Here is a 23,595-nt window from a genome sequence, read left to right on the forward strand (position 1 = left end):
TCCAGCACACCCGGGTTAACAAAAAACAGGGCCCGTCCGGAGACGGGCCCTGTTCAGAAACCTTGCGGTCCCAGGTTATCTAGGAAATTAGATGGCCTGGATGTTGACGGCCTGGGGACCCTTGGGGCCCTGCTCGGTTTCGAAGGAGACCTTCTGGTTCTCTTCGAGGGAGCGGAAGCCGGAGGAGTTGATCGCGGAGTAGTGCGCGAAAACGTCCTGCGAGGAGTCGTCCGGGGAGATGAAGCCGAAGCCCTTTTCAGCGTTAAACCATTTGACGGTGCCAGTAGCCATTATTTTTGTCCTTCGTGAAGGTGGAGGAAAAGTCCCGACTTTCGGGTCCTCCGGTGTGGGGTGTTCAATACCGCTACTTCAGAAGAACACGGACTTTCGACCGCGCGTACTGCCTGAACTACCAACTGCAAACACAACAACGTGATCAACTCTACAGGACATCCGCGAGCAACATTGCCAAACTTGCAGGAACAACCATTAAGGAGGCGTCATATAGCCGGCGCCGGGTCCCCCGGCCGGCCCTGAAAAGAAGAAACTTACTCCTGCCCGTTCCCGTCCAGCGCCGGACTGTACGCCGTGTACCCGGGCCGCAGCCGGACGGACCGGTCGCCCAGCACCGCAATGTCCTCCCACATGACGAAGAAGGATCCGCGGTGCCGCCACCGCAGCAGCTTGGGCAGCGGCCACGGCTGCGTGAGGCTGTTCCGCTCGTACCCCAGGAACGAGGACCAGCTGTGCGGGCTGACCACCAGGCCCAGCAGCCGGGCGTCGGCCATCAGCCGGCGCGGGGCGCCGTCCACCACAAACCGGGCGTCGGCCACGCGCCCCAGCCGCACCCCGTCGTCGTCATGCACCGGAGTGCCCAAAAGGTCACCGAGGATCACGGCGGCCTCCCGACCCCGGAATCCGGGCAATGATCTTGTCGCGGATCCAGCGTTCCACCCAGTCGGCGTCGAGGCCCTGGCCGCTGACGCCGAGCCGGACCACCACGCCGACGTCGGCCACATCCATCCACGGGATCCGGATCAGCCGGGACGACGGCGGCCTGCCGCCGAAGATGCGCGTCCCCAGGACGGGGCCGGTCAGCAGCGCGGTGAGCACCGGCGCCGGCGTCCCCCCGGGAATCGCCGTCCCGAACGGAAGCTCAGGCCCGCCCTCAGGGACGCCGAGTTCGAGGTCGTCCACGGTGGTGACGGGGACGCCGTCGCTGTCCAGGACCTGGCGGTCCAGCAGGTGCAGCTGCGCGTCCAGGGTCTGCCCGGCGACCCGGGGAACGGATGGCAGCGGGCGGGGTGTTTTCATGCGCCGGCTCCTGTCACGATCATCAGGGGTATGGCCGCCAGCGAGGCCACGAGGATCACCACGAGGTAGACCATCGCCACCACGTTCACGCCCCGGCCGTTGACGTGCTTGCCCATGTACTGGGGGTCGTTCGCGACGATCAGGATGGGCAGGTACGTCAGCGGCAGCGCCACCGCGGAGAACACCACCGAGTATTCGGTCACCAGCACCGGATCCACGCCCGTGGCCAGCACCGCGATGCCCACCAGCAGGCAGATGATCATGGCCAGATGGAACCGCGCGGCCTCCGCGGGCTTACGGAACTTGCCCCAGGACCAGCCGAAGAACTGCGCCAGGGTGTAGCCGCTGGAGAGCGTCGTCTCCAGGGCGGCCCCGAACGTCGCGGCCACAAGGCCAACAAGAACGACGGCGAGCCCCAGCTTCCCGGCACCCGCCGCCACCGGGAGGATCACCTGGGAGAGGGACGTGACGGCGATCCCGGCCGGCAGGAGCACGACGGCGGCGCACGCGGCGATCGCGACGGACAACAGCCCGCCCAGAGGGAACCCCACCAGGACGTTGATCCGCGACTGGATCAGGTCCTTGATCTTCCACCCCTCCTCCACAGCGCCGGACGAGAAGAAGAACACCTCGTACGGGGTCATGGCGGCGCCGAACAGGGCGATGGCGAAGTACCAGTAGGTGGCGCCGGTTTCCTCGGCCGGGACGGCGGGAATGACCTGGCTGCCCAGGTTGCCCCAGTCCGGCTTCAGCAGGAACAGCGCCACCGCGAAGACGACCAGCGTCAGGCCCAGGAGCCCGGTGACGTTTTCCATGATGGAGAACTTGACCCGCCAGATCACCAGCCACACCGCCACCGCCGCCAGCGGAATCCAGAGCAGGTAATTGACGCTGCTGGCCAGCTGCAGGGCCAGTGCGATGCCGCCGATTTCCGCGGTCACCGTCATCAGGTTGATGAGGAAGGACGCGGACAGGTTCGCCAGCCCGGCCCGCGGCCCCAGCCGTTCACGGATCACCTCGAAGGTGGCCCGGCCGGAGGCTGCCGCCACCCGCCCGGACATGTTGGCGAACACGCAGATGCCCACAACGCCCACCAGCACCACCCACACCAGCGACAGACCGAACCGGGATCCGACGACGGCGTTGGTCACCAGGTCGCCGATGTCCACGAAGCCGCCGATGGCGGTCAGGATGCCGAGGGCGACGCCGAGCAGGCGTTTCATTTCCCGCCCACCTTGGCCGTGAGCTGCTTGAGCGCGTCCTCAGCCGCGGCGAGCGCCCGGGCTCCGTCCGAAAGGGACGGCCCGCCGTCGTCGGACGAAACGGCGTCCCGCGCGGTGGTGAGGCCGGCGGCGGAACTGTCCAGGACCTTCAGCGCGTCCTCGCGCACCTGCCGGTCCCCGGGCGAGGTGGGCGAGAGCCGCAGGACGGTGTCGCGGCTGGTCTGCACTTCCTTGAGGGCATCGTCGAGCGCGGTGGAGGTGGCGGCCCGGGTGAGCTTGCCGCCGGAATCCAGGCCGACGGCGAGCTTGGCGGTGGCGATGGCGGAGGAGCTGTCCTGGGCGGCGGTGGAGACGGTGTCCGTGACGGCGCCGCCGGCCGAGCATGAGGTGAGGAGGGCACCCAGACAGGCAGCGGTGAGGAGTACCTGGGGGCTGGGCCGCGCTCCGGCCGGCCTGGTCAGCACCTCTCCTCCAGCCTCCGGGCGGGCCCGGTTCGTCCGAATCGCCACTGCAGACAGCCGCGCATTTGGTTGCCTTGAGCTATGTATAGCACTGCGTGCGGGGAAACTTTAGAGCGCGGGGAGGGGAAGTTGCCGGGCGGCCCGAAACGGTGGCCGGGGCCGGCGGCCGGGCGTATGATCCCGGCATGGGACGGCGCTGGGCCGCGCCCGTGACATGCCGCCTGAGCCCTGCTACCCGGAGGTGCACGATGGAAATGCCCAAAGCGACCGAGGCCGACAAGGAACACTTCCGGACCGTGGTGCCCGACCATCCCGGGGTGGTCATCAAGCCAATGTTCGGGAACCTGGGGGCATTCGTGAACGGCAATATGTTCGCCGGGCTGTTCGGGCCGACCATCGGCATCAAGCTCTCCGATGAGGACCGTGAAGTGCTCGAGTCCTCGGAGCGGACGGTTCCCTTCGGTCCCGCCGAGCGTCCCATGGGCGGGTACACGGGCCTGCCGGAGATGTGGAACGAGGAGGGCGACGGCGATGACGCGCGGGCCAGGGCCTGGACGGAGAAGGCGTTCGCGTACGTCTCGAGCCTGCCGCCGAAGGCCGCCAAGGAACCCAAGCCCAGGGCCGCGAAGAAGTAGCCATGCCCTCCCCCGCCGGCGCCGCGCGTGAAATCGACACCCTGGTCATCGGGGCCGGGCAGGCGGGCCTGGCCACGAGCTACTGGCTGAGCCGGGCCGGCGTCGAACACCTGCTGCTGGAACAGCGACCCCAGCTGGGCGGCGCCTGGCAGGACCGCTGGGACTCGTTCTATTTGAATACGCCCAACTTCGCGTTCCTACTGCCGGGGATGACGTACGACGGGCCGGAGCCGGACGCGTTCCTGCCCCGCGACGAGGTGATCGGGCTCTTCCGCGAGTACGCCCGGCGGATTGCGGCACCGGTGCAGCTGGGGACCGGAGTGACCCGGGTTGCGGCGGCGGACGGCGGGTTCGCCGTCGACACGAACCAGGGGCGCTGGCTGGCTCGGAACGTCGTGCTGGCGAACGGGGCCTATCAGCGGCCGCGGATCCCGGCGTCGGCCGCCAAACTCCCCCAGCGCATTACGCAGCTGCACAGCCATGACTACCGCAACCCGGCGCAGCTGCCCGACGGCGCGGTGCTGGTGGTGGGGACAGGTCAGTCGGGCGGCCAGATCACCGAGGACCTGCTCGCTGCCGGCCGGGAGGTGCACTTGTCCGTGTCGGCCTGCCCCGAGGCGCCGCGGCGCTACCGCGGGCAGGACACGTTCTACTGGCTCCTCGAGGTCAACCTGCACGGGCCCGATTACGGCATCAACGGCCTCCAGGCCGCGCAGCTTCCGTCACCCGCCGCGCGGTTCATGTGCAATCCGCTGGTCTCCGGCAACGACGGCGGGCACAGCATCCGCCTGCGGGACCTGGTCCGCCGCGGCGTCCGGCTGCACGGCCACTTTGAGGGAACGGACGACGGCGCCATCACCTTCAGCGACGACCTCGCCGCCCGCATGGGGCTGGTGGAATCAGCGTTCGGGCAGCGGATGCAGGTGATGCTGGACGCGTACATTTTGGCGGCGGGGGTCGAGGCACCAGATGCTGAACCTGTTCCGGCGGTCGACTGGCAGCCTTCCTCGTCCGGGGCGCGCCTCGACCTCGACGCCGAGGGCATCACGTCCGTCATCTGGAGCACCGGCTACGGGCTGGACTTCGGCTTCCTGGACATCCCTGTCCTGGATGAGTGGAACTACCCGCGCCATTCACGCGGCGTCACCGAGGTTCCAGGGCTGTATGCGGTCGGGCTGCCCTGGCTCACCCGGCACGCGTCGTCCACGGTGGCGGCAGTGGGAATGGATGCGGAGTACGTGGCGGGCCACCTCGCGGGACGGTGACCTGCAACGCGGGGTCACTTAGCGCCCAATTTGGGGCCTTTATTGGGCGGGAAGTGACCCCGCGTTTCTCTTGTGCGCCGCTCATCGTCGACTCTAAAATTAAAGAATCTAGTTTTAGAATGTGCGGGTGGTTGAGATGGATTGGCAGGGCTGGGCGCTGTTCGGGCTGCTCGCCACCACAGCCCTGACCGCGGTGATGATCGCCTTCCAGATGGCCGGCTGGACCCGGCTCGACCTGCCGCTGGTTCTGGGCAGCCTCGTCACGCCGGATCCGGACAAGGCGAGGATCGCCGGCTTCTTCATTCACCTCGCAGCGGGGCAGGTCTTCGCCCTTGGCTACGCGGCGGTCTTTGCGCTGCTGGGCCGGGCCACGTGGTGGATCGGCGCCCTGCTGGGACTCCTTCACGTCGCCGTGGCGCTGACCGTCATCCTGCCCCTGCTCCCCGGCATTCATCCCCGGATGGCCAGCACCAGGGCCGGTCCGGCCAGCCGCGCGGCACTTGAACCTCCCGGCCTGCTGGGCCTGAACTACGGGATCCAGACCCCTGCGGTGGCCGTCGCGGCCCATCTGGTCTACGGCTCGCTGCTCGGGTTGCTTCTCACGGCCGGCTGACCCTCCAGGAAAAGGTGGACGCACCATGGCCAACAAAAACTCCCCCGCCCTCGCGGACTACGGGCTGCTGGGAGACACGCGCACGGCCGCCCTGGTCTCGGGCGACGGCGGCATCGACTGGCTCTGCGCGCCCACCTTCGACGGCGATCCCGTCTTCGGTGCGCTGCTCGGAGGTCCGGAGGCGGGCACCTTCCGCGCCGGCCCCGCCCTGCCCGCCCAGCGCCTCGCCCGCCGGTACCGGCCGCACACCGCCACGCTTGAGACGGTCTGGGCCACCGACGGCGGCACGCTGACACTCACCGAGGCGATGGTGGCGGAGGTGTCCGGCCGGTTGTTGCCCACGACTCTCCTGATCCGGCGGCTGGAGGCCGAAGGCGTGCCCGCGGAGGCCGCCGTCGAACTTAATCCCCGTCTCGGCGAGCGCCATCTCCGCCCCCGCGTCCGGCAGGACGGTCACCTGGTCTGCGAATGGGGCGCCCTGGCCATGTCGCTAGGCTGCAGCGGCGGGCTGCGGGTGGAGCCGGGCACGACGACGGTTATCACCGTTGAGCCCGGACGTCCCGTTGTGCTGGTGCTCGCCCTGGCGTACACGGAACCGCTCATCTGGGTCGATCCGGAGACTGCCTGGGACCTGGTGGAGGCCGACGAGGCCCGCTGGCGGGAGTGGGCGTCGGACATCAGCGAGGATGTCCCGTTTCGCGAAGAGGTCCTGCGGAGCCTGCTGACGCTGAAGCTGCTGACGTACTCCCCGTCGGGCGCGCCCGTGGCCGCGCCGACCACGTCCCTGCCGGAGGACCCGGGCGGCATCCGGAACTGGGACTACAGGTACGCCTGGCCGCGGGACGCCAGCATCGGCATCGCCGCCTTCCTCGGACTGGGCAAAGACGCGGAGGCCCTGAACTTCCTGAACTGGCTGCTGCACGCGAGCAGGCTGCAGCGGCCCCGGCTGCCTGCCCTGCTGACCCTGACCGGTGGGCATGTCCCCCGCGAGCGCACCCTGGAGAACTGGCCGGGCTACGGGGGCAGCGCTCCGGTGAGGATGGGAAACGGGGCCGCGCACCAGCATCAGCTCGACGGCTACGGCTGGGTGATTGACGCCGCATGGAACCTCGTCCGGCAGGGGCACCGGCTCAATTCGGAGACGTGGCGGGCGATGCGCGGGTTCACGGACCTCGTGGCGCGGCGCTGGCCGGAACCGGACGCGGGCATCTGGGAGATCCGCGCTGATGCCGCGCACCACGTGCATTCCAAGATCATGGGCTGGCTCGCGCTGGACCGGGCCCTGCGCATCGCCGAGAGCCACCGCACCAGTGCCCGGCGGCGGCGCCGGTGGGAAGAAGCAAGGAGCGCTCTGGCCGCCGACATCCGGACCCGGGGGTTCGACGCGGCCCGGAACACGTACACCCGCTCCTATGGATCCGCCGACCTCGACTCGGCCCTGCTGATCCTGCCGGTGACCGGTTTCGAGGACGGTGGCTCGGAGCGGCTGCGGGGAACGGTGGATGCGGTGTGGTCGGAGCTGTCGGCCGGTTACCCCTTCTTGTACCGCTACCCGCCCGGCCAGGACGGGCTGCCCGGCGACGAGGGGGCGTTCCTGCCGTGCTCCTTCTGGCTGGCCCAGGCGCTCGCCCTCACCGGACGGGCAGCGGAGGCCACGGAAATGTTCGACGCGCTCCTGGGGATCGCCGGCCCGCTGGGCCTGTTCAGCGAGGAGATCGATCCCGCCACCGGAGCCCTGCTCGGAAACTACCCGCAGGCCATGACCCACGCCGCACTGGTCCAGGCAGCCCTGGCCCTCCGCGATGCTTCTCAGGCTTCGGCCGTTGATTCCTGCCTGGGCGTGCGGGGGAACTCTGTGGCGGCCCAGGACGCAAGCAGACGCAGCGCCTCTTCGGAGGGTGACCCTGGCTCGGCGGTGTAGAAGGTCAGCGTGAGACCAGGCTCGGAGGTCATCTCCAGCCCCTCGTAGGAAAAGGTGAGTTCGCCAACGATTGGATGGCGGAAGGTTTTGAACCCTGTGCCGTGGTGCCGGACATTGTGGGCGCTCCAGCGGCTCCGGAATTCCTCGCTGCGCGTGGAGAGCTCCCCGACGAGGTCGTGAAGCTCCCTGTTGTGCGGGTCGCGGCCGGCCTCGGTGCGCAGGATGGAGACGACAACGTCGGCGGCCCGGTCCCAGTCCGACTGCAGGTCACGGCTTCGCTCATCGAGGAAGGTGAAGATCGCCAGGTTAGGCGGGTAACCCGGCATGTCGAACGCGTCCTTGTAAATGGCCCGCGCCACAGCATTGACGGCAATCAGATCCAGGCGGCCGTTGCGGACAAAGGCCGGCCCCGCGGTGAATCCGTCGAGTACCCACTGCAGGCTGGGATGGGGCGTCCAGGTCTTGGGATTCCGGCGCCGAGGCGGCCGGGCCGCCGGACCGGCCGCGCGCGCCAGGTTGAACAGGTGAGCCCTCTCGGCGTCGTCCAGCTGCAACGCCCTGGCAATGCTGTCCAGAATCTCCGGGGACGCGCCGCTGAGGGCGCCCTGCTCAAGCCGGGTGTAGTACTCCACGCTCACGCCCGCAAGGCTGGCGACTTCGTTGCGGCGCAGCCCCGCCACGCGCCGGTTCCCGCCCGCCGGCAAGCCAACCTGCTGAGGGGTAATCCTTCCGCGCCGCGAGCCGAGGAACTCCCGCACTTCTGCTCGGTTATCCATGCCCTTCACGGTAGACCAGACGCCCGCCCTGAGGGATACCCTGCGGGTACTACCCTCAGCCCGGCCTCCCTCCCTTCGACGCCGCGCGCCTAGGGTAGGGGCATGACTCACACGATGACGTACGGCCACCTGGGGCGCTCCGGACTAATGGTCAGCCGGATCGCGCTGGGGACCATGAACTTCGGTTTCACCGCGGACGAGACGGCCAGTTCCGCGATCATGGAGGCCGCGATCGAGGCCGGTGTCAACTTCTTCGACACGGCGGACGTGTACGGCGGCCCGCAGACGCCGGACATGGCCAAGGGGTACGGGATCTCGGAGGAGATCATCGGCCGGTGGCTGCAGCGGACGGGGCGACGCGACGACGTCGTACTGGCTTCTAAGGTGTACCAGCCGATGGGACTGGGCCCGAACGACCGCCGGCTCTCGGCGTACCACATCAGGCGCGCCTGCGAGGCGAGCCTCCGGCGGCTCCAGACCGATCACATCGACCTGTACCAGATGCACCACGTCGACCGGTCCACGCCCTGGGAGGAGATCTGGCAGGCGATGGAGCAGCTGGTCCGCGAGGGCAAGATCAGCTACGTCGGCAGCAGCAACTTCGCCGGCTGGGATGTCGCCCTCGCCCAGTCGGCAGCCTCTGCCCGGCACTTCCTTGGCCTGACCTCGGAGCAGAGCCTGTACAACCTCACCAACCGGGCCGTAGAGATGGAACTGGTCCCGGCACTGCGCCACCTCGGCATCGGCCTTCTCCCCTACAGCCCCCTCAGCGCGGGACTGCTCGCCGGGGCCCTCGAGGCCGCCGAATCGGGCCGGGGCGCCCCGGTCCATCCGCAGCTCGAAAGGCACCGCGACCAGCTCGCCGCGTACGAAAAGTTGTGCCGGGAGCTGGGCGCGAAGCCGGCGGAGGTAGCCCTGGCCTGGCTGCTGCGGAACCCGGTCGTCTCCGCCACGCTCATCGGACCCCGCACAGTCGAAGAGCTCCGCGCATCCCTCGGCGCAGTCTCGGTGCGGCTGGACGCAGCGGTCATGGAACGGCTCGACCGGATCTGGCCCGGACCAGGCGAAGCCCCGCAGGCCTATGCCTGGTGATCAGTTCCGGCTACGTCCTTCGCGACGGTCATGGCCGACATCGCCTTGGGCCAGCCGGCGTAGAAGGCGAGGTGGGTGATGGCCTCGATGAGCTCCTGCTCGGTGAGGCCGTACGTCTTGGCGTAGTCGAGGTGGAAGGTCAGCTGCTCGGTGTTGCCGCCGGCCACCAGCGCCGCAACCGTGATGAGGCTGCGGTCACGAGGGGACAGCTCGGCGCGTTCCCACACCTGGCCGAACAGGACGTCGTTCGTGTAGCCGACGAGCGTTGGGGCGAAGTCGGCGAGGGGGTTTTCGGGCATGGTGCTTCTTCCTTTCAGCGGGCTTTCACCGGGGTAGGCCGGTCATGACACGAGTCAACACGCACCTCGGGCCGCGCGGGAGCCCTGGCCGATACGGGGTCCGCAGAAGCATGGTACTGACAGGGCCTCCCGCGGAACCGGACGGTGCACGTAGCGTGGTCGGCATGGACAACCGCAGCGAGATCCGTGAGTTCCTCGGCACCCGGCGGGCGAAGCTCACCCCGGAGCAAGCGGGCCTGCCCTCGTTCGGTGGCACCCGGCGCGTCCCCGGGCTGCGGCGCGAAGAGGTCGCCCTGCTGGCCGGCGTCTCGGTGGAGTACTACACCAAACTCGAACGCGGCTCCCTTGCCGGGGTCTCCGAAAGCGTGCTCGAGTCGCTCGCCAGGGCGCTCCAACTGAACGACGCCGAACGCGAGCACCTCTACAATCTGGCCCGGGCGGCGTCACCTTCGGCACGGCCGCGGCGCAAGCCCAGCGAGGCGGTGACACCCAGCGTGCAGAGGCTGCTGGACTCCATGGTGGGCGTGCCCGCGTTTGTCCGCAACGGCCGGCTGGACATCCTGGCGATCAACGGCCTCGGGCGTGCCTTGTACTCCGAGGCGTACAGCCAGAATACCGGAACCGTGAACCTCGCACGTTTCGCCTTCCTCGACCACCGCTCACACGTCCTGTACCCCGACTGGGAGAAGGCGGCCGACACCTCGGTGGCGATCCTCCACACCGAGGCGGGCCGTGACCCGTTCAACAAGTCCCTTACCGAGCTGATCGGGGAACTGTCCACCTGTTCGGAAGACTTCCGCACCCGGTGGGCACGGCACGACGTGCGCCTCCACCGGGGAGGCTACAAGGACTTCCGACACCCCGCCGTCGGAGACCTCCACCTGGCGTTCGACGCCCTGATGCTCCCGAACGCGCCCGGGCTCACGCTCACCGCCTACAGCGCCGACCCCGGCACCCCGTCGGAGGACGCCCTTCGGCTGCTCGCCAGTTGGGCGGCGACAGAATCGACTTCCACAACCAGCAAGGAGAACGCATGAACATCGAACCCACCAACCCCACCGGCAAGAACCCGCCCGAGCAGTTCGCCGGTGACGTGTGGCTGGACCCCATCGCGCTTCCCCACGAAGGCGACCAGCGCATGGTGGTCGCGACCGTGCGGTTCGCCCCGGGTGCCCGCACCGCCTGGCACTCCCACGCCCGCGGACAGTACCTCCGCGTCACCCAGGGCGTCGCCCGGTTCGGCGGCCGCGACGGCACCATCATCGAGGTCCGCCCCGGCCAGACCCTGTACACCCCGCCCGGCGAAGAGCACTGGCATGCTGCGGCACCCGGCTGCTTCATGGAGCACATCGCCATGCTGGAGAGCGGTGACGATCCCGCCACGACCACCACCTGGCTGGAGCACATCACCGACGCCGAGTACAACGGCACCCAGTCCTGATCCCCCCGCCCGGGATCGGTTGTTTCGAACAGCATCACGATCAGGGCACCGACCACAACGGAGACCGAACAATGCACACACGTACCCTCGGACACGGCCTGAACGTTTCGGCGGTCGGGCTGGGCTGCATGGGCATTTCGCAAAGCTACGGACCCAACCCCGGCAGCCGCGATGACATGATCGCTGTGATCCGCTCCGCCTACGACCTCGGGGTGACTTTCTTCGACACCGCCGAGGTGTACGGGCCATATGTGAACGAGGAGCTGGTCGGCGAGGCCTTGGAGCCGATCCGCCACCAGGTACAGGTGGCCACCAAGTTCGGGTGGCGCATTGAGGCCGGAAAGAGCGTGGGCCTGGACAGCCGTCCCGAGCAGATCCGCCGCGTCGCCGACGCATCACTGAAGCGTCTCCGGACCGACGTGATCGACCTGTTCTACCAGCACCGCGTCGACCCAAACGTTCCCATCGAGGATGTCGCCGGCACCGTCGGTGAGCTGATCGCGGAAGGCAAGGTCCGGCACTTCGGACTCTCTGAAGCATCTGCAGGGACCATCCGCCGTGCGCACGGGGTCCAGCCGGTGACGGCGGTCCAGAGCGAGTACTCCCTGTGGACCCGCGATCCCGAGGCGGAGGTGCTCCCGACGCTCGCCGAGCTGGGCATCGGATTTGTGCCGTTCAGCCCGTTGGGCAAGGGCTTCCTCACCGGCACCGTCAACACGGACACCGCCTTCTCCGCCGGCGACGTCCGCGCCACGATCCCCCGGTTCAGCCAGGAGAACCGCTCCGCCAACGCCGCACTCGTCGAGCATGTGGCCGGCCTCGCCCGCAGCAAGGGTGCCACCCCCGCGCAGATCGCGCTGGCGTGGCTGCTCGCGCAGCAGCCGTGGATCGTGCCGATTCCGGGCACGCGGAGCACCTCCAGGATCGAGGAGAACACCGGCGCCACGTCCGTGGCCCTGTCCGCGGACGAGGTCGCGGACCTGGATGCGCTCGCGCAGCGGATCGGGGTGCAGGGCGCCCGCTACAACGACCAGCACCTGGGATACGTCAACCGCTGACCGATCCTCTTGCCAGTACGCACATGCCTTTTCAGGCGCGACGGCGGGCAGCCGGGGCGGGCGTCTTGAGGCCCGCTTCGCTGCGGGCCGTCGCTGCCCAGGTGGCCAGCAAATTCAGTGCATCGTGCCCCCGGGTGCCGGGTTCGGCGCTGTAGGCGATCAGGGTCAGGCCTTCGTCACCGGGGAGCTGCATTGCCTGGAACGTGAGTTCGAAGTCGCCGACGACGGGGTGGTGAAAGGGCTTCACACCGGTGCGGTGGAGCCGGACGTTTTGTGCGGCCCACATGGTCCGGAAGTCCTCGCTCCTGGTGGAGAGCTCTCCGATGGGGTCGGTGAGATCGCGGTTGTGCGGGTCGCGGGCCGCTTCCTGCCGAAGGATCGCGACGACGTCCTGGGCCGTTGATTCCCAACCGGGCACCTGCTCCCGGGAACCGGTGTCCAGGAAGACGAAGCGCGCGAAGTTCCGGGGCCGCTCCGGCTCGTCCCCGTTCGGGTGGTACAGCGCGCGGGCCAGGTCGTTCATGCCAAGGACATCGAGTCTCCCGTTTTGAACGAAGGCAGGGATGCCGGTCATGCCGTCGAGAAGATGCTGGACGGCCGGATTGAGCGTCTGCGGGCCGCGCCGGCGTTGCCGGGGCCGTTTCTGGTTTGCCGCCCGGGCGAGGTCGAAGAGGTAGGTGCGTTCGGCGTCGTCGAGTTTGAGGGCACCGGCGAGGGACTCGAGGATGCTGTCGGAAACGCCGGTGAGGTTTCCGCGCTCGAGCCTGTTGTAATAATCGATGCTCATCCCGGACACTGCGGCGACTTCCTCGCGGCGGAGCCCGGGCACGCGGCGGAGGCCGCCGTAGACCGGAAGGCCGGCCATCTCGGGGGTGATCCGGGCACGGCGCGACTTCAGGAACTCGCGTACTTCGCTGTTGTTCGTCACCCTGTCCACGGTACGCGCGAACGTCTGGCCGGTGGGAGGTACTGCCATTACATGGAACACCAGCCACTACCCCGGGCTCCTGGACGGCGGTTGACTTGATGACGGCGGGACGGCAAAGCGCCGTGCCAACGCAACCCACCCCCCAAACCAACGAAAGTAATGAGGAACCCCCATGGCAGCAGAAGTAGCAGTCATCATCGGCTCGGGCAGCATCGGTGTAGCGATCGGCCGCACCGCCGGCGTTGGCAGGAAGGTCCTGCTCGCTGACTACAGCGAGGAGACCGTGAACGCCGTCGCAGTGCAGCTCCGCGGCGAAGGCTACGAGGTCGCCAGCCACGCGATCGACATTTCCAACCACGACGCCGTCGCCGCCCTGGCCGACACCGCCGCATCTTTGGGGGACGTCACCCGCGTCGTTCTCGCCGCCGGGGTCTCCCCGGTCCAGGCAACCACTGAACGGGTGCTGCACGTTGACCTTCTCGGCACCGCCTACGTCCTCGAGGAATTCGGGCGGGTCATCGCGCCGGGCGGCTCCGGCATCGTTATCTCCAGCATGGCCGGCCACATGGGCGAAGGCTACCCCCGCGACGTCGAACACGCACTGGCCTACACGCCCACGGCAGAGCTGCTGGACCTGCCCTTCCTCGCCGCCGATACAGTGGGTGACTCCGGCGCCGCCTACACACTGGCGAAGCGAGGCAATGCCCTGCGCGTCCAGGCAGCAGCCATCACCTGGGGTGAGCGCGGGGCACGCATCAACTCCCTGAGCCCGGGCATCATCTCGACCCCCCTCGCCCAGGACGAGATGTCCGGACCGTTCGCCGAAGGTTACCGCACCATGATCCGAACCTCAGCCGCCGGGCGCATGGGCACCCCAGCGGAAGTCGCCGCCACTGCAGCGTTCCTCCTCGGCGCGGAAGGGGCCTTCATCACCGGCTCTGACCTCCTCATGGACGGCGGGGTCATCGCAGCGATGCGAGCCGGGCAGCTCTAAGGAACGGCAGCGCTGCCCCACGCCTGAAGACGGAGGCCGGGTTCCGCCGTCGTCGTTCACGTCCCGCCCAGCATCCTGATCTGGATGCAGCTGCGCCAACGGTCAACGCCCCATTTGGGTTGAATCGCAGGCCGGGCCGGCAAGGTTTTCCCAACGCGTCGGGCTGACACTGGCGTCGTTGTATCCCAGGTCTTTGCGGCTCCGAGGGGGAGAACGGACTCGCGGCTGTCGGCCGCGGGTCCGCTGTATGTGAATACATAGGATCCCAATGTCTGGAGGAGACGATGACGTCTCGCAGGGAAGTACTGAAACTGGGTGCGGTGGGCGCTGCCCTGACCGGAGTGTTGGCCGGCGGCGCTGAGCCTGCGGCGACCACGGAACCCATAAGCCGCAGTCAGCTTGCACCGCAGAACACGCCGGTCCCCTTCAGGGGTGTCTTCCGGCGTCCCCCGGAGCTCGTTCCGTTCCAGCGGGGCTTCGACGGCGGCGACCCGCGGCGGCCTTTCGAGCGCTACGCTCTCACCCAGAAACTCGGACAGGCCCGCATGCTGCCGGGCCTCACCACCACCCTGGCCGGGTACAACGGGATCTTCCCGGGCCCCACCATCCGGGCCAAACAGGGCACCAGGATCGAGGTGCGGATCCGCAACGCATTCCCGGCGGCCGGCCTGGTCCAGCCGGGGGCATTCAGCACCTCCACGCACCTGCACGGCTCGGCGTCCCTCCCCCAGTACGACGGCTATGCCAACGACATCACCGTGACAGGCTTCTTCAAGAATTACCACTATCCCAACAGGCAGACGTCGCGGACGCTTTGGTACCACGACCACAAGCACCACATCACCGCCCAGAACGTTTATTCGGGACTGGCAGGGTTCTACCCGCTATCGGACCGTTTTGAGCGGGCGCAGCTGCCGCAAGGGGAGTTCGACGTGCCGTTGATGCTTTCGGACGCACTGTTCCAGGCGGACGGCTCGCTCGGGTACAACGACAACGGCGAAAAAGGGCTCTGGGGTGACGTGATCCTGGTGAACGGGGTGCCTTGGCCCACCATGAAGGTCAAGCCGCGCATTTACCGTTTCCGCGTGCTCGACGCATCGATCTCGCGCTCCTACCGGCCCACGCTCTCCAATGGTGAACCCGTCTATATCGTTGGCACCGATGCCGGCATGACGCCGGTGGTCCAGGCCGTGTCTTCGTGGCGGCAGGGCACTGCGGAGCGCACCGAAATCCTGATCGACTTCCGCAAGTACAAGCCCGGGCAGACCGTCGACCTGCGCAACCTCAGCAACAAGAACAACATCGACTTTGCCAACACGAACAAGATCATGCGCTTCCAGGTGGTGGCCGATTCCGGCTCCGGGGCAGGGTCCATCTCCTCGATCCCGTCGAGGCTGGACAACGGCGGGTCGCCCACCGCGTCCCGGGGTGGGCTCGACACGATGAGCCTCACCCCGCAGATGGCCACGGTGAAGAGACAGCTCAGGTTCGAGCGCGAGAACGGCCAATGGAGCATCAACGGGGTCAGATGGGACGACATTGAAAGGTCCGGGTTCACCAAGCTGTTCGGCAATCCGCAACCCTTCGCCGTCGAGCAGTGGACCATCACCAACCAATCCGGCGGATGGTTCCACCCGGTCCACATCCACCTGGTCGACGCCAAAATCATCGCCCGCAACACCAACGGCGGCAAACCCTTCGCCTGGGAGCTCGGCCCCAAGGACGTCTTTTACGCCGGTGAGAACGAGTCCATCACCACGCTGATGCAGTTCGACGCCCTCCCGCAGGAAGGCGGGCGGTACATGATCCACTGCCACAACCTGGTGCACGAGGACCACGACATGATGGTTCAATACGCGGTGGGTGACCTGCGGATCAACAACCCCATCACCGCCGACCCGCCCAAGCGTGACACCCTGCCCGCGAACGCCTTTCCACCGGTGTACCGGCCACTTTTCCCGCCGGGGACGTGACGGGCGCCGCTGGTTGAGCCCGTCGAAACCCAGGCCGCAGACAACGTCAGTCCCGCCCTTTACAATGAGCATCCACAGGCAGGTGCGCGGGTGCTCCTGCTTCGTTCACGGGCGGCGCCAACCCGCCCTGGACGGATCATGAATGGGGATGACTGATCATGAGCGACGGCGCACCTGACACCGGACCGGAACCCCGCGCCGTCCCGCCGCGAAAGCCACCGAATCCTCCGCGTATCGGACCAGAGAAGGAAAGTTCGACGGCGGCCAACGGGCCGCCTGCGCCGCCCACCATGCGGGTGGCGAGCAGGGAGGAAAGTCCGGCGCCGGCGATCGACAACTATGCAGGATTCATCGCACGGCTGGACGCCGCGGCCGGCAAGCTCACTCCGCGGCGGGATGCCCTGACCGCGGCCCTGAGCGCTGCGGAACTGCTCGTCACCCAGAACCAGACTGGGCTCGAGTTGTGGGGCCAGCGCCTCTCGCTCATCAGCCAGCTCCTGGCCCGGCACAGCGGAACCCGGGAGGCGCGGAGGTACAGCACCCTGAGGGAACTGCATGACGTCGCAGTCAAGATGGAGCGGATGTTCACCAGCCGCACGCAGCGCGTCCTGGAAGTCTGCCAATCGCTCCGGGCGCGCCGGGACCAAATCAACACGTCGCTGTTCGAGCTGGAAAAGAGCAGAGTCAAACTGACCTCGTCCCGGATGCTCGCCCTGGAGCGCGAAAATCTCCGGAAAGTGGCCGATGATCTTTCCGTCTCCCCGGACGGCATCGGGCTCGGTTTCCCGGATCCGGGGCTTCGGGAAAGTCTTCGCGAAGCACGGGAAGCAATCGTTCTGGCCGAGGCCCTGCTGGAAGTGAAAGGGAACTGATCATGCCAAATCCACGAACCGCGTCCCGGGAAGTCTGCAGCTTCACCTCCAAGCAATGGACCGGCAGGCCGGCCGACGGCGCCGGCTCCATGTTCGGAGGGTTTTCCGTCATCGGCTTCGTCCTGTGCCTGCTCCTGATGACCTTCACGCCTGCCCTGAGGGATGTCGGCGCCACGATGCTGTTCGTCGCGGTCTTCGCCACAGCGTTTACCGTCCTGGCCATCCTGGGCAGGAATTCCAGCGAGCGCGCGTTCCTGCAGCGGCTGACCGGGACCGTCAATGACGTGATTCTTGAACTGACGGCGGACCGGGCGAACCAGCTCTCACCGGACGGGCTCCGCTCACTTCTGGTCGACGGCGGGAGCCTCCCGCTGCTGGTGAATGGGGTGTCAGGCCTGCACCTGCAGTCCGTCCGGCAGCCCGCACTGAAGCCGAAGCAGAATGCCAAGCCGAATACGGACGCAGTCACCACGACGCGGATTGTCATCGCAGCCACACCGCCCGATTACGGCATCCGCAGCTTCGACCGGCTCCTGGAGACCGCGACGACCGACCCCGGCTTCAATTCGGCCGCGTCGTAGATCAGGGGGAGAGTTTTTGTACAGATAATGGCTCCTAAAGCCCTCGGAACGCCCATTATCTGTACAAAAACTCGGCATGCCGGCCCGCCTGTGCCACTGGTAACGGTCGGCGCGCAGGCGTAGCGTCGGTTTGAGCAGGCGACCGCCGGAGGATCCGCCCGGCGCTGTGCGGCGCTGAGCCGTTGAAGTCGGTCCTTTGAAGGAGCAGGGATGGCTGGATGGAATGCTGACACTGCTGCAGGTTCGGCGGGGCCGGGCGCGGTCACCCTGGTGGAGGGCTCATCATTCTGCATCTCCGGGGCAAACGGCGACATCAGCCCGGAGTATCCACATGGTGTTTTCTTTGAGGACACCCGCATCCTGTCCGGCTGGTATCTGACCGTTAACGGAGCCCCATTGGAGGCCCTCGCTGCCAACACCAAGGAACCGTTTCGGGCCCTGTTCGCCGGCCGCGTCCCGCGCCCGGACGGGCACGCGGACAGCCCGCTGATTGTCGAACGTCTCCGCGAGGTGGGCACCGGAATCCTGGAGCAGATCACCGTCAGAAATTACGCGACGGTACCGGCCGAATGCGTGGTCTCCCTCAAAGTCGACGCAGACTTCGCTGACCTCTTCGAGGTGAAGGAGGCCCGCATCCAGCGGCGCTGGGACGAGTCCCGCCAAGCGGACGGTGACGCGCTGACCATCCGGGCCGTCTGGCAGAACGTCCGGAAGGGCGTCGTCGTGTCAGCCAGCGGCGCAGACGTCACACCGGAGGCCCTGACGTTCCACGCCGTTGTCCCGCCGCATGGGGAATGGAGCGCCACCGTCAGCGCGGTGCCCACCGCAGACATGTCCGGTCCCGCGGCGCCCTTTGTTCGTTCAGACGAAGGCGGGCTGTCTCCGCGCGACCTCCGCCGGCAGGAGTGGGTGTCCAAGATTCCCGTCCTGAAGATGGGCAACAGCTCCATCGAGCGGACGCTTCGCCGCAGCTATGACGACCTGGGTGCACTCCGCATCGAGGACCCCGACCACCCGGACCGGATCGTGGTGGCCGCCGGCGCGCCCTGGTTCATGGCGCTGTTCGGCCGGGACTCCCTGTGGGCGTCCCTGATGGCGCTGCCGGTGGATCCGTCCCTGGCCTTCGGCACCATCCAGACCCTCGCCGAGCGCCAGGGCAGCGTGGTGGATGTGATGAGCGAGGAGGAACCGGGGAAGATCCTGCACGAGGTCCGGCTCGATGTCTCCAGCGGCCTGGCCCTGGGCGGAAAGTCCGCCTACTACGGCAGCGTCGATGCCACGCCTCTGTTTGTGGCCCTGTTCGGGGAAGTCAGCCGCTGGGGATTCGCCGCCGAAACCACCTCGGCCCTGCTGCCGCACGTGGACCGCGCGTTGGACTGGATCCGCGACTACGGCGACAAGGACGGGGACGGCTTCGTCGAGTACGAGCGGCTCAACGACAGTGGGTTGATCAACCAGGGCTGGAAGGATTCGTGGGACGGCATCAACTTTGCCGACGGGACGCTGGCCGAGCCCCCGATCGCGCTGTGCGAGGTGCAGGCCTACGTCTACAGCGCGTACATGGCGCGGTCCTGGATAGCCTACGACGCCGGCAACCTGGCTTTGTCGGCCGAGTACCGGGAGCGCGGGGCGCAGCTAAAAAGGCAGTTCAACGAGCAGTTTTGGCTGCCCGACCGCGGCTACTATGCCGTCGCCCTGGACGGCCACAAGCAGCCGGTCGATGCCTGTGCTTCGAACATGGGGCAATGCCTGCTGTTCGGCATCGTCGATGCCGACAAGGCCCCGCTGGTGGCCGAACGGCTCATGTCCCCGGAAATGTTCAGCGGCTGGGGCGTGCGGACCCTGGCCAGCAATATGGGCGCCTACAACCCCGCAAGCTACCACAACGGATCAGTCTGGCCCCACGACAATGCGATCATCGCGGCCGGCCTCCTGCGCTACGGCCTCGTCGAGCCGGCACAGCGGATCTCCACCGCCCTGTTTGAAGCGGCCGAATACTCGGAAGGCCGGCTGCCGGAACTGTTCTGCGGCTTCAGCCGGGAGCACTTCGACGAACCCGTCCCCTACCCCACGGCATGCTCACCCCAGGCCTGGGCCGCCACCACGCCAATCCAGCTCGTGAAGAGCCTGATGGGCTACTACGCCGACGTTGCCCGCGGCGGCCTCTGGATGGACCCCGTTCTCCCGGAATCCTACGGCGACCTGCACATCACCAACGCCCCCATGGCCGACAGCCGGATCACCATCGACATTTCCGGTTCCGACGCGACCGTCCAGGGACTGCCCGAAGGCATGCTCTTCCACCATGGAATCCGCCCCTGGGCGTCTGATCTGGCGGAAAAAGCGAACCTTGCGGGTGATCGGCGTCGGCCTGTTCCACCGCTGTGAGGAAACCCGGCGTTGATCTTGGAGGCCGGTGAGGCGCTTTCAGGCTTCCGGATTGCTACGATTGCTACGGAGGCAGTCATGACAACTATCCCGCACCGTGAGCTCCGTAACCAGAGCAGCAAGATCCTCGAACGTGTGAAGAACGGCGAAACCATCGACGTCACCAACAACGGCGAAGTGACGGCCACGCTGATTCCCCCTTCGGCTTCGCCTCTCGAACGGCTGCTGCTCTCCGGGAATGTCCGCCCAGCTTCCGGTCCCGTCGATTTCCAGGTCCTCCGGCGCGTCAAATCTGATGCCGGAGCCGTGGAGATTCTGTCGGACCTGCGCGGCGACCGTTGATCATCTACGTGGACACATCCGCTGCCCTCAAACTCGTCGTCGAGGAAACGGAGTCCACCGCTGCGGCCGAATATCTTTCAACAGCCGCTCAACGCGGTGACCAGCTGGTCGCTTCGATGCTCCTGTCTACGGAGCTCCACTGCGCAGGTAAACGCCGCGGATTCCCGGCCGAGCTGATCAATACGGTTCTAAGCGGAATCAACCTGGTAGACCTGACCCGGTCGGACCTTATGTACGCGACCGCGATGTCAGGGAAGCTGCGCAGCGCCGACGCGATCCACCTTGCGACCGCCATCCGGCTGCAAGTGGATGCGCTGGCCGCCTACGACTCTGAATTGGTCGCCGCAGCCACCGATGCCGGGCTGAAGGCCTTTTCGCCTGGCAAAACGCACCTTGAACCCAAGCCCTCTGGTTTCCGAATTCAGTCGCCGTCGTAACGGGCAAGTGCTTCCATGTAGACAGCGGCGGTTTCCTGGTCGCCCCTATCGGTGTATTTGGCGATGATGTTCGCCAGGTCGTGCTTAATGACCCAGTGCGCGTCATACGGTTCAGCAGGACGGGGAACGTAGTCGTTCAAGATTCTCACCCCCTTGTGCATTTTCACCCTCCAGCAGATAGCGAAGGAATGCCGCCTGGTTGGTGATTTCCTGCTGTTTGCGCGGGGAAACCCGGTCCAGCACTTCATTGTCATCAGCCATGGTGTTCACGCCTTCAAGCCATGAATTGATGGTCGCCCTGTTCCGGCAAGATCGGCGAAAGTTTCAGGCAAGATCGGCGAAGGTCTTACCGGCGGCGGCAAAAGGTGGAGAACGACGGCGGCACTCCCCCGCCGTCGTCCCATGCGATTTCTAGGATTCCAGTCCGCGAAGGGTTTCCTTGGCTCCGCCATCGTGCAGGCTTACCAGCGCTTCGGAGTAGGCCGCGACAAACCGTTCGTTGTCGATGAGGTCCCCGAAGACTTCCCGGTTTGAAATGAAGGAGAGCGGGTCCTGGCGCTGTCGTGCGGCGGCGGCCATCAGGGTGTCCTTCAGCCGGTCCACCACCTCAATCGGCTCGCCCTGTTCGTCCGTTCCCTCGGCATACCGGGCCCAGCTTGCCACGATTGCCGCCGACCGCTGAATCTCTCCCCCGTTTTCGAGGTTGATGCGGACCACGGGCAGGAGCCACTTCGGGATCCGGTCGGAGCTCTCGGCACAGAGGCGGGCCAGGGTGTCGCGGACGTGTTCGTTGGAGAACCGCTCGATGAGCGTTCGCTTGTAGGTCTCCAGGTCGATGCCGGGGACCGGCTGCAGCGTGGGGGTTGCTTCCTCGTTCATGTAGTCGAGCAGGAACCGGGCGAACAGCGGGTCCTGCGCCACCTCGTGTGCGTAGCGGTAGCCGGCGAGGTGGCCGAAGTAGCACATGCCCTGGTGGCTCGCGTTGAGGAGCCGCAGCTTCATCAGCTCGTAGGGCTCCACGTCCTCCACAAGCTGCACCCCGGCCTTTTCGAAGGGCGGGCGTCCCAGGCTGAAGTGGTCCTCGAGCACCCACTGTTCAAACGGCTCGCAGACCACGGGCCAGCCGTCCTCCACCCCGAATTCCTGGGCGATGGCCTTGCGGTCCGAGTCGGTGGTGACGGGAGTGATGCGGTCCACCATGCTGTTGGGGAAGGGCACGTTCGCGGCGACCCAGGCGCCCAGCGCCGGGTCCTTGAGCGCAGCGAAGGCGGTGAACATCTTCCGCGCCACGTCGCCGTTGCCCTGGACGTTGTCACAGGACATCACGGTGAAGGGGTCCAGGCCCCGTTCACGACGGCGGTGCAAGGCTTCGGTGACCAGACCGAAGGTGGTGCGCGGCGCGGCTCCCGGCTGGAGGTCGTGGACCACGTCCGGGTTGTCGGCGTCGAAGTCTCCCGTGACGTGGTGGAAGTTGTACCCGCCTTCGGTGACGGTCAGCGAAACGATCCGGACGGCGTCGGACGCCATTTTTTCGATGACGGCCTCGGGATTGTCAGGGGCGAAGAGGTACTCGATGATCGAGCCGATCACCCGGCCTTCCCGCGTACCGTCGGGGTTCTTCACCACCAGCGTGTACAGGCAGTCCTGCCGGTCCATGACCTGCTTCATGCGTGCGTCGCCGGGCAGGACGCCCACTCCGCAGATGGCCCAGTCATGTGCCAGGCCGGCGTTCATCAGCTGGTCCAGGTACATGGCCTGGTGGGCGCGGTGAAAGCCGCCGACGCCGAAGTGGACGATTCCCGCCGTCAGGGCTGACCGGTCGTAGGAGGGTTTGCCCAGGTTCGCCGGGAGTTCCCCGAGTGTTGCATCTGTGAGCATGTGATGGTTCCTTTCCGAGCGGGCTGTCAGCGGCCCGGGTAGACGACGGCTTTGAGCTGGCCGGGCTGTTTCCCGGCTTTGAGGGCTTCCTCGGAGTCGGCGAGGGTGAACCTGCCGGTGACCAGGACGTCCAGATCCACTTTGCCGTCGGCAATCAGCTGGATGGCGAGCGGCCAGGTGTTGGTGTAGCGGAAGACGCCGGAGAGCCAGATCTCGCGGTTCTGAATGTACGAGACGGGGAGTTCGACGTCGTCCGCCCCCAGCCCCACGAGGATGACCCGTCCGGCCGGCCCCACGGCTTTGATGCCGGAACGCACCGCCTGGGGTGCGCCGGAAGCGTCGATGAAGGCATCGACGTCGAGCCCTTCCACAGTGTCTGTCTTCGCGTTCAGCGCGTGGGTGGCGCCGTGTTTCAGGGCGAAAGCCAGACGGTCCTCGGCGATGTCGCTGATGTAGATTTCGGTGGCGCCGAAGGCGCGGGCGGCCTGGGCGGCGATGATGCCGATGGGTCCGGCACCTGCGATGAGGACGCGGCTTCCGGGGCGGATTTCGGCACGTTCGCAGGCCCAAAGACCGACCGAGAGCGGCTCGATGAGCGCGGCTGCCTCGTCGCTGACGCTGTCCGGAATGTCGTAGGCGAAGTCGCTTTGGATGGTGACGTATTCGGCGAAGGCACCGTCGATGGGCGGTGTGGCGTAGAACTCGATGTCCGGACAGAGGTTGTACCGTCCGGCTTTGCACTGTTTGCAGGTGCGGCAGGGGCGCTGGGGTTCGACGGCGACGCGCTGGCCGATGCGCGCCGGGTCCACTGCGGTTCCGACGGCGGCGATCCGGCCGGAGAGTTCGTGGCCGAGGATTAGCGGGTGGTCCACCACGTAGTCGCCGATCCGGCCGTGTTCGTAGTAGTGGACGTCGCTGCCGCAGACGCCGACGGCGGCAACCTGCACCAGGACCTGGTCGGGTCCGAGGCTGGGGATGGGCAGGGTTTCCAGGGCCATGTCGCCCTGGCGCTTCAGGATGGAGGCGCGCATCGTGGCGGGCAAGCCTGTTTGGCCGGGGGCGGCGGACTGGGTGGTGGATGTTGTCATCGAAGTATTCCTTGGA

27 protein-coding genes are annotated in these 23,595 nt (G+C 67.0%); 15 read left to right on the top strand and 12 right to left on the bottom strand.

Annotated features, from left to right (window positions below; translation table 11 throughout):
* Positions 1-87: 87 nt before the first annotated feature.
* The 5 genes from AC57BR_RS11530 to AC57BR_RS11550 form a co-directional block, all read right to left on the bottom strand.
* Positions 88-291 (bottom strand): cold-shock protein, encoded by a 204-nt coding sequence (locus AC57BR_RS11530; RefSeq protein WP_003806113.1) that lies wholly within the window; start codon positions 289-291, stop codon positions 88-90.
* A 257-nt stretch (positions 292-548) separates the two neighbouring features.
* Positions 549-896: a PRC-barrel domain-containing protein gene (locus AC57BR_RS11535; protein WP_496360612.1), complete on the bottom strand. Its 348-nt coding sequence runs from the start codon at positions 894-896 to the stop codon at positions 549-551.
* Positions 883-1,314 carry a hypothetical protein gene (locus AC57BR_RS11540; protein ID WP_496360614.1) on the bottom strand — a complete coding sequence of 144 codons (432 nt, stop codon included), beginning with the start codon at positions 1,312-1,314 and terminating at the stop codon, positions 883-885. Before AC57BR_RS11540 ends, AC57BR_RS11535 begins: the two co-directional genes overlap by 14 nt.
* Entirely contained in the window at positions 1,311-2,537 is a 1,227-nt protein-coding gene (locus AC57BR_RS11545) for an Nramp family divalent metal transporter (protein ID WP_496360616.1), read from the bottom strand. The genes AC57BR_RS11540 and AC57BR_RS11545 overlap by 4 nt, the downstream gene beginning before the upstream one ends.
* Positions 2,534-3,001: a hypothetical protein gene (locus tag AC57BR_RS11550; RefSeq protein ID WP_496360618.1), complete on the bottom strand. Its 468-nt coding sequence runs from the start codon at positions 2,999-3,001 to the stop codon at positions 2,534-2,536. Before AC57BR_RS11550 ends, AC57BR_RS11545 begins: the two co-directional genes overlap by 4 nt.
* Positions 3,002-3,246: 245 nt before the next feature.
* On the opposite strand from AC57BR_RS11550, the gene AC57BR_RS11555 reads away from it, so the two are divergent.
* From AC57BR_RS11555 to AC57BR_RS11570, 4 genes are all read left to right on the top strand, one after another.
* Positions 3,247-3,633: a TfoX/Sxy family protein gene (locus tag AC57BR_RS11555; protein WP_496360620.1), complete on the top strand. Its 387-nt coding sequence runs from the start codon at positions 3,247-3,249 to the stop codon at positions 3,631-3,633.
* A gap of 2 nt (positions 3,634-3,635) precedes the next feature.
* Positions 3,636-4,898, top strand: a complete 1,263-nt coding sequence (locus AC57BR_RS11560) for a flavin-containing monooxygenase (protein ID WP_496360622.1) — start codon at positions 3,636-3,638, stop codon at positions 4,896-4,898.
* Positions 4,899-5,034: 136 nt separating this feature from the next.
* Positions 5,035-5,511 (top strand): hypothetical protein, encoded by a 477-nt coding sequence (locus tag AC57BR_RS11565; RefSeq protein ID WP_236807554.1) that lies wholly within the window; start codon positions 5,035-5,037, stop codon positions 5,509-5,511.
* Between the two features lie 25 nt (positions 5,512-5,536).
* Positions 5,537-7,432, top strand: coding sequence for a glycoside hydrolase family 15 protein (locus AC57BR_RS11570; RefSeq protein ID WP_496360624.1), 1,896 nt, complete (start codon positions 5,537-5,539; stop codon positions 7,430-7,432).
* Here AC57BR_RS11570 and AC57BR_RS11575 read toward each other — a convergent pair.
* Positions 7,321-8,208, bottom strand: a complete 888-nt coding sequence (locus tag AC57BR_RS11575) for a helix-turn-helix transcriptional regulator (RefSeq protein WP_496360626.1) — start codon at positions 8,206-8,208, stop codon at positions 7,321-7,323. The genes AC57BR_RS11570 and AC57BR_RS11575 overlap by 112 nt on opposite strands.
* A gap of 114 nt (positions 8,209-8,322) precedes the next feature.
* Here AC57BR_RS11575 and AC57BR_RS11580 point away from each other — a divergent pair, with 114 nt between their 5' ends.
* Positions 8,323-9,300, top strand: a complete 978-nt coding sequence (locus tag AC57BR_RS11580; RefSeq protein WP_496360872.1) for an aldo/keto reductase — start codon at positions 8,323-8,325, stop codon at positions 9,298-9,300.
* Here AC57BR_RS11580 and AC57BR_RS11585 read toward each other — a convergent pair.
* Positions 9,288-9,599, bottom strand: coding sequence for a carboxymuconolactone decarboxylase family protein (locus tag AC57BR_RS11585; RefSeq protein WP_496360628.1), 312 nt, complete (start codon positions 9,597-9,599; stop codon positions 9,288-9,290). The genes AC57BR_RS11580 and AC57BR_RS11585 overlap by 13 nt on opposite strands.
* A 164-nt stretch (positions 9,600-9,763) precedes the next feature.
* Between AC57BR_RS11585 and AC57BR_RS11590 the strand changes: the two genes are divergently transcribed.
* The 3 genes from AC57BR_RS11590 to AC57BR_RS11600 all read left to right on the top strand — a co-directional run bounded on the left by AC57BR_RS11590 (position 9,764) and on the right by AC57BR_RS11600 (position 12,098).
* The gene (locus tag AC57BR_RS11590; RefSeq protein WP_496360630.1) at positions 9,764-10,636 is read left to right on the top strand and encodes a helix-turn-helix transcriptional regulator; all 873 of its coding nucleotides are present in this window, start codon (positions 9,764-9,766) and stop codon (positions 10,634-10,636) included.
* Complete coding sequence (locus tag AC57BR_RS11595) at positions 10,633-11,040, top strand: (R)-mandelonitrile lyase (RefSeq protein ID WP_496360632.1); 408 nt, start codon at positions 10,633-10,635, stop codon at positions 11,038-11,040. The genes AC57BR_RS11590 and AC57BR_RS11595 overlap by 4 nt, the downstream gene beginning before the upstream one ends.
* Positions 11,041-11,111: 71 nt before the next feature.
* Positions 11,112-12,098 carry an aldo/keto reductase gene (locus tag AC57BR_RS11600; protein WP_496360634.1) on the top strand — a complete coding sequence of 329 codons (987 nt, stop codon included), beginning with the start codon at positions 11,112-11,114 and terminating at the stop codon, positions 12,096-12,098.
* A 31-nt stretch (positions 12,099-12,129) separates the two neighbouring features.
* Here the strand turns inward: AC57BR_RS11600 and AC57BR_RS11605 are convergent, their stop codons facing one another.
* Positions 12,130-13,074, bottom strand: a complete 945-nt coding sequence (locus AC57BR_RS11605) for a helix-turn-helix transcriptional regulator (RefSeq protein ID WP_496360636.1) — start codon at positions 13,072-13,074, stop codon at positions 12,130-12,132.
* A gap of 124 nt (positions 13,075-13,198) precedes the next feature.
* Between AC57BR_RS11605 and AC57BR_RS11610 the strand changes: the two genes are divergently transcribed.
* From AC57BR_RS11610 to AC57BR_RS11640, 7 genes are all read left to right on the top strand, one after another.
* The gene (locus AC57BR_RS11610; protein WP_496360638.1) at positions 13,199-14,020 is read left to right on the top strand and encodes an SDR family oxidoreductase; all 822 of its coding nucleotides are present in this window, start codon (positions 13,199-13,201) and stop codon (positions 14,018-14,020) included.
* Between the two features lie 284 nt (positions 14,021-14,304).
* Positions 14,305-15,993: a multicopper oxidase family protein gene (locus AC57BR_RS11615; protein ID WP_496360640.1), complete on the top strand. Its 1,689-nt coding sequence runs from the start codon at positions 14,305-14,307 to the stop codon at positions 15,991-15,993.
* A 158-nt stretch (positions 15,994-16,151) separates the two neighbouring features.
* Positions 16,152-16,865 carry a hypothetical protein gene (locus AC57BR_RS11620; protein WP_496360642.1) on the top strand — a complete coding sequence of 238 codons (714 nt, stop codon included), beginning with the start codon at positions 16,152-16,154 and terminating at the stop codon, positions 16,863-16,865.
* Positions 16,866-16,867: 2 nt separating this feature from the next.
* On the top strand, positions 16,868-17,446 hold the full coding sequence (locus tag AC57BR_RS11625) for a hypothetical protein (RefSeq protein ID WP_496360644.1): 579 nt from the start codon (positions 16,868-16,870) through the stop codon (positions 17,444-17,446).
* Between the two features lie 210 nt (positions 17,447-17,656).
* The gene (locus AC57BR_RS11630) at positions 17,657-19,834 is read left to right on the top strand and encodes an amylo-alpha-1,6-glucosidase (RefSeq protein WP_496360646.1); all 2,178 of its coding nucleotides are present in this window, start codon (positions 17,657-17,659) and stop codon (positions 19,832-19,834) included.
* Between the two features lie 78 nt (positions 19,835-19,912).
* Positions 19,913-20,176, top strand: coding sequence for a type II toxin-antitoxin system Phd/YefM family antitoxin (locus AC57BR_RS11635; RefSeq protein WP_496360648.1), 264 nt, complete (start codon positions 19,913-19,915; stop codon positions 20,174-20,176).
* Complete coding sequence (locus AC57BR_RS11640; RefSeq protein WP_496360650.1) at positions 20,173-20,613, top strand: type II toxin-antitoxin system VapC family toxin; 441 nt, start codon at positions 20,173-20,175, stop codon at positions 20,611-20,613. The genes AC57BR_RS11635 and AC57BR_RS11640 overlap by 4 nt, the downstream gene beginning before the upstream one ends.
* On the opposite strand, the gene AC57BR_RS11645 is transcribed toward AC57BR_RS11640, so the two are convergent.
* The 4 genes from AC57BR_RS11645 to AC57BR_RS11660 form a co-directional block, all read right to left on the bottom strand.
* Positions 20,598-20,762 (bottom strand): hypothetical protein, encoded by a 165-nt coding sequence (locus AC57BR_RS11645; RefSeq protein WP_496360652.1) that lies wholly within the window; start codon positions 20,760-20,762, stop codon positions 20,598-20,600. The two genes, AC57BR_RS11640 and AC57BR_RS11645, sit on opposite strands and share 16 nt — an antisense overlap.
* A complete protein-coding gene (locus AC57BR_RS11650) occupies positions 20,725-20,874 on the bottom strand; it encodes a hypothetical protein (RefSeq protein WP_496360653.1) in 150 nt (49 codons plus the stop codon). Before AC57BR_RS11650 ends, AC57BR_RS11645 begins: the two co-directional genes overlap by 38 nt.
* A 150-nt stretch (positions 20,875-21,024) precedes the next feature.
* On the bottom strand, positions 21,025-22,491 hold the full coding sequence (locus tag AC57BR_RS11655) for a mannitol dehydrogenase family protein (protein WP_496360654.1): 1,467 nt from the start codon (positions 22,489-22,491) through the stop codon (positions 21,025-21,027).
* 26 nt (positions 22,492-22,517) lie between these two features.
* Positions 22,518-23,579, bottom strand: coding sequence for an NAD(P)-dependent alcohol dehydrogenase (locus tag AC57BR_RS11660; protein WP_496360655.1), 1,062 nt, complete (start codon positions 23,577-23,579; stop codon positions 22,518-22,520).
* Positions 23,580-23,595 lie beyond the last annotated feature (16 nt).

Source organism: Arthrobacter sp. BGA-UO-ETr-C19 (genome assembly GCF_059568005.1).

Excerpts from the sequence above, each read along its gene's own strand:
- AC57BR_RS11530 (WP_003806113.1), bottom strand. The coding sequence starts at position 291 with ATGGCTACTGGCACCGTCAAATGGTTTAACGCTGAAAAGGGCTTCGGC.
- AC57BR_RS11540 (WP_496360614.1), bottom strand. The coding sequence starts at position 1,314 with ATGAAAACACCCCGCCCGCTGCCATCCGTTCCCCGGGTCGCCGGGCAG.
- AC57BR_RS11545 (WP_496360616.1), bottom strand. The coding sequence starts at position 2,537 with ATGAAACGCCTGCTCGGCGTCGCCCTCGGCATCCTGACCGCCATCGGC.
- AC57BR_RS11555 (WP_496360620.1), top strand. The coding sequence starts at position 3,247 with ATGGAAATGCCCAAAGCGACCGAGGCCGACAAGGAACACTTCCGGACC.
- AC57BR_RS11560 (WP_496360622.1), top strand. The coding sequence starts at position 3,636 with ATGCCCTCCCCCGCCGGCGCCGCGCGTGAAATCGACACCCTGGTCATC.
- AC57BR_RS11565 (WP_236807554.1), top strand. The coding sequence starts at position 5,035 with ATGGATTGGCAGGGCTGGGCGCTGTTCGGGCTGCTCGCCACCACAGCC.
- AC57BR_RS11570 (WP_496360624.1), top strand. The coding sequence starts at position 5,537 with ATGGCCAACAAAAACTCCCCCGCCCTCGCGGACTACGGGCTGCTGGGA.
- AC57BR_RS11575 (WP_496360626.1), bottom strand. The coding sequence starts at position 8,208 with ATGGATAACCGAGCAGAAGTGCGGGAGTTCCTCGGCTCGCGGCGCGGA.
- AC57BR_RS11580 (WP_496360872.1), top strand. The coding sequence starts at position 8,323 with ATGACGTACGGCCACCTGGGGCGCTCCGGACTAATGGTCAGCCGGATC.
- AC57BR_RS11585 (WP_496360628.1), bottom strand. The coding sequence starts at position 9,599 with ATGCCCGAAAACCCCCTCGCCGACTTCGCCCCAACGCTCGTCGGCTAC.
- AC57BR_RS11590 (WP_496360630.1), top strand. The coding sequence starts at position 9,764 with ATGGACAACCGCAGCGAGATCCGTGAGTTCCTCGGCACCCGGCGGGCG.
- AC57BR_RS11595 (WP_496360632.1), top strand. The coding sequence starts at position 10,633 with ATGAACATCGAACCCACCAACCCCACCGGCAAGAACCCGCCCGAGCAG.
- AC57BR_RS11600 (WP_496360634.1), top strand. The coding sequence starts at position 11,112 with ATGCACACACGTACCCTCGGACACGGCCTGAACGTTTCGGCGGTCGGG.
- AC57BR_RS11605 (WP_496360636.1), bottom strand. The coding sequence starts at position 13,074 with ATGGCAGTACCTCCCACCGGCCAGACGTTCGCGCGTACCGTGGACAGG.
- AC57BR_RS11610 (WP_496360638.1), top strand. The coding sequence starts at position 13,199 with ATGGCAGCAGAAGTAGCAGTCATCATCGGCTCGGGCAGCATCGGTGTA.
- AC57BR_RS11615 (WP_496360640.1), top strand. The coding sequence starts at position 14,305 with ATGACGTCTCGCAGGGAAGTACTGAAACTGGGTGCGGTGGGCGCTGCC.
- AC57BR_RS11620 (WP_496360642.1), top strand. The coding sequence starts at position 16,152 with ATGAGCGACGGCGCACCTGACACCGGACCGGAACCCCGCGCCGTCCCG.
- AC57BR_RS11625 (WP_496360644.1), top strand. The coding sequence starts at position 16,868 with ATGCCAAATCCACGAACCGCGTCCCGGGAAGTCTGCAGCTTCACCTCC.
- AC57BR_RS11630 (WP_496360646.1), top strand. The coding sequence starts at position 17,657 with ATGGCTGGATGGAATGCTGACACTGCTGCAGGTTCGGCGGGGCCGGGC.
- AC57BR_RS11635 (WP_496360648.1), top strand. The coding sequence starts at position 19,913 with ATGACAACTATCCCGCACCGTGAGCTCCGTAACCAGAGCAGCAAGATC.
- AC57BR_RS11650 (WP_496360653.1), bottom strand. The coding sequence starts at position 20,874 with ATGGCTGATGACAATGAAGTGCTGGACCGGGTTTCCCCGCGCAAACAG.
- AC57BR_RS11655 (WP_496360654.1), bottom strand. The coding sequence starts at position 22,491 with ATGCTCACAGATGCAACACTCGGGGAACTCCCGGCGAACCTGGGCAAA.
- AC57BR_RS11660 (WP_496360655.1), bottom strand. The coding sequence starts at position 23,579 with ATGACAACATCCACCACCCAGTCCGCCGCCCCCGGCCAAACAGGCTTG.